Source organism: Rhodococcus sp. NPDC127593 (genome assembly GCF_042671975.1).
GTDB lineage: Bacteria > Actinomycetota > Actinomycetes > Mycobacteriales > Mycobacteriaceae > Rhodococcus_F.
Map to the genome: position 1 here is coordinate 1 of NZ_JBHXWI010000120.1, position 11,737 is coordinate 11,737.

Below are 11,737 nucleotides of genomic sequence, written 5' to 3' on the forward strand. Positions count from 1 at the left end.
CTGCTCCCGGTGCTCCGCACCGGGAGACGGGGGCGAGTCGCTTCGCTCCCCGCCAGGGAGCCGCTGCGCGGCTCGCAGTGGGCCGATTCCCGTTGCCGTCGAACGAGTCGCTTCGCTCCTCTGCGTTTCCGAGATTAGGTTCTCACCTGCACATTTACTCGGAACGTTCGATCCGGTCCCCCACACCCCAACGAGGCTGGGGACGCGGGCGGGTGTGCCTGAGCTCCGCCCACTCGCCTTCCCGCGCCGCTCCATGTCATACCCCACAGCAATATCACTCACTCGCAAGCAACTCAAAACAGTCGAAAACCACGAAACATCCAAACCTGTTGATCTACAACAGATTATGAACCTTACAATCCTCACATTTGTGCACAACACGTGTAAAATATTATAAATCAATTGATTACCCAAACATGTTGCTGACCAATAACTTTCAAAACGGCTCCAAAACGGATGAAACAGATACCCCCGCGCCCTCGACACCCCGGGCGCCGGCACTGGCCCACACAGGTCGCCGGGGACCCCACATCACAAACCGGGGACACGTCATCACACCAGGTCACAACACCATCACACCCCCACACAGCACACGGCCCGCACCCCAGGAAATCGGGTACGGGCCGCGCTGCAAGGCGAGGCAGGCTAGGGCTCGGGGTCCAGCCAGGGCCGATCCTCCCGGCCCTCCACATACACCCCACCGGGCGGACCGTCGAGCACCTCGAACAGCAACTCACGCGCCGCCGCAGAGGCCCCGGTGAGCAGCTCGTCCCGGTGCTCGCACCAGTCCTCCCAGTCCCAGCCCGCCCCGGCATCGACGCAACTCTCCACTGCCTCGACGGGCGCACCGTCGATGAACACCCACACGTGGGTCGGCCCGTCCGGATCACGGACCAACACGGCCTCCACCAGCGCCGTCACCGCCGGGCCACCCGCGTCACCGTGTAACCCAGCGACTCCGCCAACAGATGCAACAGATCATCCGCCGACGGCAACGGCAACCGACCCATCCGATCCCGAACCGCATCACACCCGGCGCGGTCCTCGCACATGCACTCACTGTTGCGGGCACCGTTCTCGAGACCGGAGTCGAGGCCGCAGCCGTCCACCGTCACCGATCGATGCCGTCCCAGTCCCGCATCAGATACACCCAGATCGACTCCTCGATGTAGTGGGTGCCGCGCGCGAGGGCGCGTTCGCGGCAACGGAGCGGCGGTGGGCCCTGTCAGATGCCCAGAAGGATGCCCTTCCGCCGGTGCGGTGTTCGCGCCCACCATGAACCACCGACCTCGGAAGGAAACCCCACGATGACGACGGCGAATATCCCCACCCCTGCCCCATCCCGGGCCGAGGTCTACAAGTTGCAGGGTGTCGTGGGCCGCGCACACCGCCGCACCGCCACCTTCGAACTGCAACCCTCACTGCCCGAGATGATCTCGACGTGAAGGTCTTAAAGCCGACGCGCAATATCACCGTCGGCGCCCGCCCTGTCGAACAAGACACCTGACGTGCTGTCATCCGGCCCCCGACCACGACGGCGAGAACCCAATCAATATTCCCTAAACCGTGGCATAACAATCTATCTCCCGGTTTTGCGACACGCCCGATGCGTCAGGCTGAGCCCGGCGGCCGAGGCGTGAAGCCGCAGGTCACTGCGCACGAACGGCCCTTCTCTGGGTGTGTGTCTGGAGAGGCTGATGTTTCCTGTGAGAATCCTGAGCGATATGGATTAGGTTGCAGGGAGCGAGTGGGCCCGCCGCTGAACGAAGTCCTTACGAGAGACAGGCGTCAGATGGCCAGATTGAGTCAATACCTGCATTTTCCGTGTTCACAACGAGATTCACCCATGAAGGCGCTGATCGTAGCCTCGCTGGCGGTGGGGTTACTTGCAACGGGCGGAGGCGTCAGCGCGGCCCAACCGACAACCACACCGACACCCTCACCGAGCACGACGACAACCACAGTGGCGCCGCCCTCGGAGAAACTGTCGGAGCGTGTCGTACCAAGTTCCACCACCAAGACTGATGCACCAGCATCGGCGACGGCACCCTCCTCAACCGCTCAGGCACCGGCGCCGTCGTCCTCGTCGGTGACGACACCGGCAGTCTTACCCGGAGTAAGGGAACCGTTCGTCAAATGGACACCTACCGAGAACCCTAACTCGACGATCATCCCGGGCAAGATGCGCTCCGACCGCCAAGAGGTCCCCGCCCCCTACACCAAGGAGGAAGCTGACCAAGCCGAAATCCAGGAGGCGAAGATCCTGGAAGCCTCGCGCTCACGCAATGCGCGCAGCAGCGGTGCCACCACTGCTTTCGCCGCCGCAGCCCCGACCGACTGCATGAACTACTGGCCTACACCTCAGTACTTCGTATGCGGCGCGATCCGAGTCAAGTACGACTCACTCGGCGGCCCAACCAGCTTCCTGGGCTGGCCCACCAGCAACGAACTCACCAACCCCGACGGATTCGGACGTAGAAATACATTCTTGTTGACTGAACTACGACACGCGTCTTAGCAGTTCACGACTGGTATTCGACGTTTGTGCGTATGGTCTGATTCGTGTCGGCAGCCGAAGAGGTTCCACGAGATTTGGCCAGATTGACAGTCCCTTCGACAGGTTCGTTGAGCGCGACCGGTGACCCTTGGCAGCCGTTGGTGATGATCGACCCGACAGGCGCAGCAGTGGAACCGGTGACCGCGTACTTCCGAGACTTACAGGCCCGAGATTGTGCGCCGCCGACGGTGCGGTCGTATGGAATGGATCTGCTGCGGTGGTTCCGATTCCTCTGGTCGATCGATGTCGCATGGAACGCTGCAACGCGCGTCGAGGCCTGCGACTACTCAACATGGATGATATTGGGAGGCAAACCGATTCGACCTCACTGGCGTCACCCGGACGACGCCCCCGCACTGGGCAGTGCGAAGAGGAAGCCGTACTCCCCAGCGGTGAGAGCGCATAGTGAAACGGTGGTGCGGTGCTTCTACGACTTCCACCTCGACACTGGTGACGGCCCGATCATCAACCCGTTCCCACTTGCTCGATCCTCACGCCGTCAGCGGGTGCACGCACACCACAATCCGATGGACTCCTACCGCAACGAACGAACGGGGCTCTATCGCTCGAAGGTCCCCGCACGCATTCCACGGGCAGTGCCCGATGACGAGTTCAACGACATCTTCGCTGCATTGCCCTCGCATCGAGACCGCGCATTGGTCGCGTTCTACGTGTCCACCGGAGCACGAGCGTCGGAGTTGCTGTCGGCAACTGCCGGTGGTGTCGACCCAGGCCAGCAGTTGATCACAGTGGTGCGCAAAGGTACCCGGGCCGAGCAGCAGTTGCCGGCTTCGACCGATGCGTTTGTGTGGTTGCGGTTGTATCAGCTCGAGATGCAATCGCTGATTCCGAAGGGGCGACGTCAGCCACTGTGGTGGACATCGCGAACACCGGTGCGACCACTGAACTATCACGCTGCACACCGCATGTTCGAGCGCGCCGCACAACGCGCAGGTAGCTCGGCAACCCTGCACGCTCTACGGCATACAGCGGCGTATCGGATGGCCGAAGATCCACAGTTGCCGCTGACCGACGTCCAGTACGTCCTCGGCCACGCCCAGTTGGCGTCGACGCAGATCTACCTCACCCCACGGACCGAGGATGTGATCCGCAGAGTGCTACTTCATCACGCCGAGCAGACACGGCGCGTGCTCGAGCGGAAAACTCCACCACTCGCTCCCGGATACAGGCCCGAGTCGCTCGATGTGCTGTTCGGGACGGCTGTCCGATGACTGCAATCACCGATTTCGCGACTGAAACAGGGATTGTCGTGGATGAGACCACCCGAAGGACACGTAGGAAGTGGTCGGTTCCGGGCCGAGTCGTCGACGAGCCGTGGTGTGCCACGGAGCTCGACAGGGCGCAGGCGTGGACATTGCTGACGAGCAGCCCGTTCGTGTTCGAGGACTACAACAAACAGTGCGACCGTCGACGCGGGCTCGGACACGTGCTGGACTGGCTCGACGAACAAACCGGTCGAACTTGGCAGGACCGTTGGCGTTCCAGCAACATCGAGAACGCCGGAAATCAGTGGCGCAGCACCCTTGGACGCTGGCTCGAGCAACGCGATCTCGGTGGCAGATACCAGCTCGAAGTGATGGTTCGTGCAGTATCGACGCTGATCGCGGCCGACCTCGTCCGACCATCGCTGGCCTGGTTGATCGTGAGCAAGATGCGCATCAGCATCGTCACCGATGTGCCTCGTGGTCGCGCCGACATCGACTTCGACAGGCTCGACGCACTCTGCGCGTCCGATCCGATGATCTCCACGACGGCGGCGAATCGGTGCCGATATCGCGCTGTGCTGATCACCGCAGCCAAGGGCGGAACGATCAGCGATATCACCGTCGGTGATGTCGTCGAGCTACTGGACACCGAAGCGGGGTTGATCGGTTACGGCATCGGGGCCACCCGAGTGTTCTACCGCCTGCTGCACACCCTCGGAACCTTCGGAAAGGACGCTCCGGAGTCGTTGCGCGAATTGCGTAGTCCCGGCCAACGCAGTCCCGCCGAGCTGATCGATCGCTACCACATCGAGTGCACACCGATCCGCGATCTGCTGGTCGAATACCTCCGCGAGCGCCAACCGGTCCTCGACTACGGCAGCCTGACGGGGCTGGCGCGGATGCTGGGGAAACTGTTCTGGGCGGATCTGGAGAAACACCATCCTGGGATCGACTCATTGCGCCTGTCGGCCGAGGTCGCCGACGCTTGGAAACAGCGATTGCACAGCACAGGCTCTGCCACCGCCGAGGGCGCCATCGACGAGTCAGCTGGTACGCGAATCGGTTACCACGAATGCCTGACACCGGTCCGCGCCTTCTACCTTGACCTCGCACAATGGGCGTTGGAAGATCCAGCACGATGGGGCCCATGGGTTGCCCCGTGCCCGATCCGGGCAGGTGAAATCGATCGACGAAAAGCCACGCTGCGCCGAAAATCCCGGATGGACGCCAGAACGAGGGCACGGCTACCCGTGCTCCCAGCCTTGGTGCGCAGCGTCGATACACGCCGGCGTGAGGCATCGGAATTGCTGGATGCAGCCCTCACCGCGCAGCCAGGTGAAACGTTCACCGCCGCGGGACAGACGCTGGTCAGATCGCTCACCAGAGAATCGACGCCCGGGAAGGTCTGGGCTCACGACCCCGATACCGGGATACGTCGCGATATCAACCGTGAAGAGAGTCAATCGTTTTGGGCGTTCGCAGCAGTGGAGGTTTTGCGTTCGACGGGTGTGCGCATCGAGGAACTGACCGAGCTATCGCATCACAGTCTGATCCAGTACCGACTACCCTCCACCGGGGAACTCGTCCCTCTGCTGCAGATCGCACCGTCGAAAACCGACGCCGAACGACTACTGCTCGTCAGTCCCGAACTCGCCGACGTGCTCTCCGCAGTCATCTCGAGGATCCGCGGCACCACTGGCGCTGTTCCACTGGTACCCGCCTTCGACCTGCACGAACGGACCTGGCTACCTCCCGCGCCCCTGTTGTTCCAACGCCATATTGGATCCGAGAACCAAGCGATCGGCCCCCGGGCGATCCGAGACATGCTCACCACAGCCCTTGCTGCGACCGGTCTCGTCGACCACGCCACCGGTGATCCGCTTCGGTTCACTCCGCACGACTTCCGTCGTGTCTTCATCACCGATGCCATTCTCAACGGCCTACCGCCGCACATCGCCCAAGTCGTCGCAGGCCATCGCGATATCAACGTCACGATGGGCTACAAAGCCATCTACCCCCACGAGGCCATCGAAGCGCACCACGCGTTTCTGGCACGCCGCCGGTCGCTGCGCCCGACCGAGGAATACCGAGTACCAACCGATGCAGAATGGACCGAATTCCTCGGCCATTTCGAGCGTCGCACCGTCTCGACCGGAACATGCGGACGAGCATTCGGAACACCGTGTATCCACGAGCACGCATGCATTCGCTGCTCGATGCTCTGGCCCGACCCCGCCCAACGTCAACGCCTCGCGGACATCCGCGACAATCTCCACGCCCGCATCGCCGAAGCCGAACGAGAAGGGTGGCTCGGCGAGGTCGAAGGACTCCGCATCAGTCTCCTCGGCGCCAACGACAAACTCTCCCAAATCGACCGCAGAAGCCCCGCCAACACCAACGTCGAACTCGGTATGCCTACCATGGCGAAAGACGTCTAGACCCATGTTGCGGAGTCGAATTGACGGGGCTGCCGAGTTCAGAGAATTTGTCAACGGTCCGATCTACTGGTCCGCTGCTAGCGGTGCGCACCCGGTAGTCAACCACTTCTTTGCCGCGTGGCAACGCAACAACTGGGAAACCGGCCCCCTCGGATATCCCACTTCGGACGAGATCGTCAACCCCGACGGATTCGGTCGCCGGCAGGAGTTCCAAAACACCGCCGCCATCTACTGGAACGCCAACCAAGCCTGGGCGGTGCGTGGCGCCATCCGTGATAGATGGAACGTCGTCAATGCTGAGCGCCCCGATAGCCTCCTCGGATATCCCCTTTCCGACGAGGTCGTCCTCCCCGACGGACAAGGCCGCATGAACCGCTTTCAACGCGGCGTCATCTATTTTTCGCCTACGACGGGAGCGTGGGATGTTTCCGGGGCCATCGAACAGATGTGGGCCGGCGAAGGCTATGAGGCAGGAGCTTGGGGATATCCGACTGGCGCTCAGTATCAAGAGGGGCAGTACATCAAGCAGCCGTTCCAACACGGAACCATTGCCTATACGGCCGAGGTCCCTGTGTCGGCGTGCGAGCCTGACGCGGCATGCTTCTGGACAGGCACGTACTACACGGGCAATAGGTATATAGCGACAGGCTGGAGCGGTTGCCAGCCCACTGTTGCCCCTCTCAGATCGAGCATCAACAACACCGGCTACGTGTTCGAGTTGTTCTCGGGACCCAATTGCACCGGGAAGAGGGCATACGCGGGCTCGCCCTACCACGGCTTCGCAGCCCAATCAATGAACGCATGCTTTACGTGCCGACCGTCGAACTAGATGATTGATTCCTTGTACGGGTCAGTGGTCGTAGGCGGTCAGTGATCGTTTGGCAGTGGTGCCGGTGTTCCAGTTGTGCCAGATACCGGCTGCCATCGCCAGCAGGCGTTGGGCGACGCGGGTGAACACCCCGTGGGTGGTGCGGCCACCGTGTTCCTCCAGGCCGAGCTGCCCTTTCAGTGTGTGGTTGACCGATTCGATCCATTGCCGTACCCCGCCGAGGTTGCCGTTCTTGTAGGTCTCGTCCTTGCGATCCGGCCGCAACAGCCGCAGCCCCAGCGCGGCGGTGCGGGTAGCGAACTGTGCCCCGGAGAAGCCCTTGTCGGCGAGCAGGATCTGCCCGGAACGGATCAGATGGTGATCTCGTTCGAGCAGTGCGGTCACCACCTCACGTTCGCCGATCTTCGGATTCGCCAGACACCACATGATCGGCATCCCGTCCCCGGCGCAGACCAGGTACAGCTTCAGGCCCCAGTAGTAGCGCGAATGGGAGGCGCAGTAGCCGTACCCGGCATGCCCGGCCAGATCCGACCGTTTCACCGTCTCCCGCGACATTCCGCACGGTACCGGGGTGGCGTCGGTGATCCACAGGTCGTCGAACCATGACGGTGAGATCCGCGCGAGGATGTGAATTGCCTTGCACAGCAACCCTCGTGCCGCCCTGATGCGTTTGTGGTAGCCCGACTGTCCGGGAAGGTAGGGAAACAATGCGCGTAGGTCGTCGTTGTGGTGGGCGTGTCGGATCCACCGGCGTTCACAGTCGAATCCGAGCAGCATCTGGGCCACGGCCAGGGTGAGCAGTTCGGCATCGCTGAGCAGGGGCCGCCGACCCCGACCGGAGCGGGGTTCGACGACATGATCATCGATGAGCACATACAGTTCCGTCAGGAGGGTTTCGAGTTCTTTCGTCACACATTGATCTTGAAACCCTCCGCCTACTCCTCCTTGGCGACACGCTTCAAGGAATCAACCATCTAGGGTGCTGGGCGGGTGTTCTCTAGCGAGAGATTGCGATGGTGATCGCGCGGTTGTCGATCGACGTGTCGACCGCGATCTCGGGTGTGCTGCTTCGGGTTCCGACGAAGGATTGCGCCACAGTGTCGCTGCTTGGGTAGCTGAGAACCTCGACTACTGCCGATGCGTCGCTGTCGGGCGTGAGGCGCATCGGCAGGCCGGGGCCCTCGCCGGCTTGATTCGAGTCCACCGAGGTCAGGTCGAGCTGCAAAATGCACGATCCTGAAATCTGCACGGCGCCGTCTGTTCCTCGAAGAAGCGGCATTTGTACGAAGCGGGCGGACCAGCCCATCGATCCGTCGCCACCCAGACGAAAAGTGACGATCTCGCCGTTCGGGGTCCGCTCGAGATCGATCGAGTCCAGCGATGGTCGAGTCGGTGAAGGGGGAAAAGATTCACCAGGCGACACCGGCACCAACCCAGTGGGGACCGGCGGAGGATTGCCGACGAGGAGCTGCCCGGAGAACGACTCGAACTGTTGACACTGTCCATCCCGTGTCGTCTCACCGGCACCGGGGCTCGGGGGGGTCTCGTCCGGCGCTCCGCACGCGGTCGACAACCCCAGAACGGGAAGGCACAGGGCGAGGGCTGCCACAACTACTTTGCTTCGCTTAGCTTTGAGCACGTTGCAATCCTTCGTGGTCAGCGGTCGCCAGGGAATATCGCCTCATCAGCTCTATCGTCCCACTATCCGATTCCGTTCCAGAGCATGTCCGGCGGCCGCAACCCATCCGCCCCTCCCACCGCTCGGCACGTCCATGCCGCTGACGTCGCCGCTGTTCCGCCCACGCGACCGGATCGCAGCCGACCTACTCGCCTCCGGCGTCCTCACCGCTCACATGCGCGGATTCGGGATCGAACCAACCGGGGTCACAACGCCATTACGCCCACAGCGTCGTACCGATCCCACCCATATCCACCTACACACCGCACCAGGGTCCCCAGAATGAACATCAGAAAGTTCGGCAGTGGATTGCGGAGGGAGCGCGTAGTGGTGTTCGAGAGATTCTCCGATCAAGCCCGTCAGGTGGTCGTCCTCGCCGCCGGAGCCGCCCGCACCCACCACCAGAACTCCGTCGGCACCGAACACCTGCTGGTCGGGATCTTCGAGGCCGGCGGCCCCGGAGCGGCAGCGCTGACCTCATGGGGTGTCACCGCGCTGGCACTCGAGAGCAAGCTCGAGGGTGTCAGCGCACCGGCGGGCTCCGCACCGGCCGCGGGACACATCCCGTTCACTCCGAAGACGAAGAAGGTCCTCGAGGGCAGCCTGCGCCAGACCGCCCTGCTCGGGCACGAGGAGATCGGCACCGACCACCTCCTCCTGGCCCTCCTCGACGACCCCGCCTCCACCGGCGCCCAGATCCTCACCGACCTCACACCCCTCAACATCAGCGAGATGCGCCAGCACCTCCAGCACGAACTCGCCCAGCAACCCACTCCCGGCCCCGCCCACCGCATCCCCATCCGGCTCAGCGACGACGAATACACCCACGCCCACGACGCCGCCCGCACCGCCGGCCAGAACCTCGAAACCTCCGGTCCACGACCGCATCACCGACGCCCTCAACCAATCCGAATAGCAGCAGGTTCAGTCGGAGGGTGAAGAACAACTCCACCCCGATGAAGAACCACGCCACCAACGCCGCCACCGGCAAGAACGCACACACCAACGGCACAGCGAACTGCCGGGCGGGCCGCCACGGAACCATCACCAACCCGAACACCCAGCAAGGCCGGTGCCACCTCGTCCACACCACCCATCATCGGCCGTGCCGATGATGAAACACCCCGGGACGTGTCATCTTCCCAGGTCAGAAACGTTCACCCAGGGCGCGGTTCTTGCCGTCCATCCACGCGATCACATTGAACACCCGCAGTGCCGAAATCTCCTCGCGACGAGTGGTCCGACTACACCACACCCGCCCCACGATCATTCAGCGAGAGTTTCCAAACATTCTGCGGCACTTAACTTCCGAGTGTACTTTGCTGACGCAAGGCTATGCTCACGGCGGTGATGGTGACGATGTCCGTGGACAGCAGGGCGGCACGGGCGATGCGGCGCCGGTCTCCTACCGCGGCATAGTCACGCTGGATTCCGGACAAGGCGCGCACGATCTCCTGCCCGGTCGAGGACTCGTGGCCGATGCGGTGGTGGTGGTGGTGATGGGCGATCGCGCCCCCCAATTGGTCAAGGTGGCCGGCGCATACTCCCGAATGCGGTCCGGGGCGATGATGTCGGCGGCATCGACGAGGTAGGCCCCGTAGGCCCGGCTGTGCGAGTGGCAGCCGGTCGAAGGTGGGCACGGAACGTAACACAACTCGGTGTGACTCCGATCACATGTAAGCGTGGTTGTCGGAACAGCCACGCGGCTGCCGCGGCGGCCCAGCACCCAGACGACGAAAGCAGAATTCTGATGGCGACACCCCCTACCCCGACGATTTCCGTATCCACATCCCGCACACTGCGGCGGCCCAGCGTGATGAGCACCGCCGAGATCAAGTCGAGAATCGAAGCCATGTACGCCGACGACCGCCGACCCGACACTCCGACTGCGCGCTGACACGCGTGGCGCTGTGTTTCTGCTGCGTACGCCCGAACTGGATCTGCTTACACTCGAAACTGGATCGATCACTCGGCCTCGAACGCCACCCGCCCCCTCCCCTACATCCCCAAATCCACTGCCAGAAAACGACAATGGGAAACCCAGCAAGACGGAACCGAACCGGCGGACCACGATCCCCGCCGCCCCCGGAATGCTGAGGCCACCGCACGCCATGACCCCGGGAGCGTGTCGCGGGGGCCGGACCCTCTAGCCTGGCGGGTCCGAACACGCAGAGCATGAGGAAAGAAGAGCATGGCCACCGACTACGACGCACCGAGAGTCACCGACTCCGACGAGACGGACACCTCGCTCGAACAACTGACCGCCAGCAGGAAAGACACCCAGTCAACCGTCGTCGACGTCGAGGACACCGACACCGCAGAGTCGTTCGAGCTGCCCGGCGCCGACCTGTCCGGTGAAGAATTCACCGTCCGCGTCATCCCGAAACAATCGGACGAATTCACCTGCACCAGTTGCTTCCTGGTCCATCACCGCAGCCGCCTCGCCCATGATGCGCAGCTGATCTGCCGAGACTGCGCCTAAAGACCATCGACACATCCGAAAACCTCGGACGTCTCCACACAGAAGGCGGTGCACCCCTCCTGACGTCACCTACCTGACCGGAGTCACCACCACCGTGTGTCACTGCATCGCACACACTCGGTCCGAAGGGCCGGCGGTACCATCACCACGCCCGCGATAACGAATAGTGCAGTGACGGGGCGGTAGCTCAGTCGGTTAGAGCCGTGGACTCATAATCCATTGGTCGCGGGTTCGAGCCCCGCCCGCCCCACCGCCTTCACCGACCATCCGGTGTTCCCCGCTCGCTCTCCGTGTCGATGATGTCGGCAGGGCGTTGTGGTGAAGTCCGAGCCCAGGACACGTCGGGCTCGTCCACCATCGCCGGCCCACGATCACGGTGATGCCGGCGATCACCGCCTTCGGCGTCTCGCCGGTCGGGACATACCCCGGCGGGGCAAGGTATCTGCGGATTCGCACACCGTTGTGGGGTCCCGTTTCGCGTGTTCGGAGCGATATCCTGGTAGGACGTTTTCGTGAGGTGAGCGCCG

Annotated in this window: 13 protein-coding genes and 1 tRNA gene; 11 read left to right on the forward strand and 3 right to left on the reverse strand. The window is 62.9% G+C overall.

The annotated features are described in order from the left end of the window. Positions 1-645: 645 nt before the first annotated feature. A complete protein-coding gene (locus ACFVJ3_RS48085; protein ID WP_378458799.1) occupies positions 646-921 on the reverse strand; it encodes a hypothetical protein in 276 nt (91 codons plus the stop codon). A 47-nt stretch (positions 922-968) separates the two neighbouring features. Between ACFVJ3_RS48085 and ACFVJ3_RS48090 the strand changes: the two genes are divergently transcribed. From ACFVJ3_RS48090 to ACFVJ3_RS48115, 6 genes are all read left to right on the forward strand, one after another. Then, a complete protein-coding gene (locus ACFVJ3_RS48090; RefSeq protein WP_378458800.1) occupies positions 969-1,172 on the forward strand; it encodes a hypothetical protein in 204 nt (67 codons plus the stop codon). 135 nt (positions 1,173-1,307) lie between these two features. Beyond that, positions 1,308-1,445, forward strand: coding sequence for a hypothetical protein (locus ACFVJ3_RS48095; RefSeq protein ID WP_378458801.1), 138 nt, complete (start codon positions 1,308-1,310; stop codon positions 1,443-1,445). Between the two features lie 401 nt (positions 1,446-1,846). Further along, a complete protein-coding gene (locus ACFVJ3_RS48100) occupies positions 1,847-2,518 on the forward strand; it encodes a hypothetical protein (RefSeq protein WP_378458802.1) in 672 nt (223 codons plus the stop codon). A gap of 431 nt (positions 2,519-2,949) precedes the next feature. Further along, positions 2,950-3,789 carry a tyrosine-type recombinase/integrase gene (locus tag ACFVJ3_RS48105; RefSeq protein ID WP_378458803.1) on the forward strand — a complete coding sequence of 280 codons (840 nt, stop codon included), beginning with the start codon at positions 2,950-2,952 and terminating at the stop codon, positions 3,787-3,789. A 38-nt stretch (positions 3,790-3,827) separates the two neighbouring features. Further along, on the forward strand, positions 3,828-6,221 hold the full coding sequence (locus ACFVJ3_RS48110; RefSeq protein ID WP_378458804.1) for a tyrosine-type recombinase/integrase: 2,394 nt from the start codon (positions 3,828-3,830) through the stop codon (positions 6,219-6,221). Positions 6,222-6,225: 4 nt separating this feature from the next. Continuing rightward, complete coding sequence (locus tag ACFVJ3_RS48115) at positions 6,226-7,050, forward strand: peptidase inhibitor family I36 protein (RefSeq protein ID WP_378458805.1); 825 nt, start codon at positions 6,226-6,228, stop codon at positions 7,048-7,050. 21 nt (positions 7,051-7,071) lie between these two features. On the opposite strand, the gene ACFVJ3_RS48120 is transcribed toward ACFVJ3_RS48115, so the two are convergent. Together ACFVJ3_RS48120 and ACFVJ3_RS48125 are read right to left on the reverse strand one after the other, a co-directional pair. After that, positions 7,072-7,962, reverse strand: coding sequence for an IS982 family transposase (locus tag ACFVJ3_RS48120; RefSeq protein ID WP_378458806.1), 891 nt, complete (start codon positions 7,960-7,962; stop codon positions 7,072-7,074). A gap of 85 nt (positions 7,963-8,047) precedes the next feature. Further along, on the reverse strand, positions 8,048-8,479 hold the full coding sequence (locus ACFVJ3_RS48125) for a hypothetical protein (protein WP_378458807.1): 432 nt from the start codon (positions 8,477-8,479) through the stop codon (positions 8,048-8,050). Positions 8,480-9,010: 531 nt separating this feature from the next. On the opposite strand from ACFVJ3_RS48125, the gene ACFVJ3_RS48130 reads away from it, so the two are divergent. From ACFVJ3_RS48130 to ACFVJ3_RS48150, 5 genes are all read left to right on the forward strand, one after another. After that, positions 9,011-9,667 (forward strand): Clp protease N-terminal domain-containing protein, encoded by a 657-nt coding sequence (locus tag ACFVJ3_RS48130; protein WP_378458808.1) that lies wholly within the window; start codon positions 9,011-9,013, stop codon positions 9,665-9,667. Beyond that, positions 9,664-9,843 carry a hypothetical protein gene (locus ACFVJ3_RS48135; protein ID WP_378458809.1) on the forward strand — a complete coding sequence of 60 codons (180 nt, stop codon included), beginning with the start codon at positions 9,664-9,666 and terminating at the stop codon, positions 9,841-9,843. The genes ACFVJ3_RS48130 and ACFVJ3_RS48135 overlap by 4 nt, the downstream gene beginning before the upstream one ends. 60 nt (positions 9,844-9,903) lie before the next feature. Beyond that, the gene (locus ACFVJ3_RS48140) at positions 9,904-10,320 is read left to right on the forward strand and encodes a hypothetical protein (protein ID WP_378458811.1); all 417 of its coding nucleotides are present in this window, start codon (positions 9,904-9,906) and stop codon (positions 10,318-10,320) included. Positions 10,321-10,919: 599 nt separating this feature from the next. Then, complete coding sequence (locus tag ACFVJ3_RS48145) at positions 10,920-11,210, forward strand: DUF4193 domain-containing protein (RefSeq protein WP_378458810.1); 291 nt, start codon at positions 10,920-10,922, stop codon at positions 11,208-11,210. A gap of 176 nt (positions 11,211-11,386) precedes the next feature. After that, positions 11,387-11,460, forward strand: a tRNA-Ile gene (locus ACFVJ3_RS48150). The last annotated feature ends 277 nt before the right edge of the window (positions 11,461-11,737 follow it).

Coding starts and splice junctions, on each gene's coding strand:
- ACFVJ3_RS48090 (WP_378458800.1), top strand. CDS start 969: ATGCAACAGATCATCCGCCGACGGCAACGGCAACCGACCCATCCGATC.
- ACFVJ3_RS48095 (WP_378458801.1), top strand. CDS start 1,308: ATGACGACGGCGAATATCCCCACCCCTGCCCCATCCCGGGCCGAGGTC.
- ACFVJ3_RS48100 (WP_378458802.1), top strand. CDS start 1,847: ATGAAGGCGCTGATCGTAGCCTCGCTGGCGGTGGGGTTACTTGCAACG.
- ACFVJ3_RS48115 (WP_378458805.1), top strand. CDS start 6,226: ATGTTGCGGAGTCGAATTGACGGGGCTGCCGAGTTCAGAGAATTTGTC.
- ACFVJ3_RS48130 (WP_378458808.1), top strand. CDS start 9,011: ATGAACATCAGAAAGTTCGGCAGTGGATTGCGGAGGGAGCGCGTAGTG.
- ACFVJ3_RS48145 (WP_378458810.1), top strand. CDS start 10,920: ATGGCCACCGACTACGACGCACCGAGAGTCACCGACTCCGACGAGACG.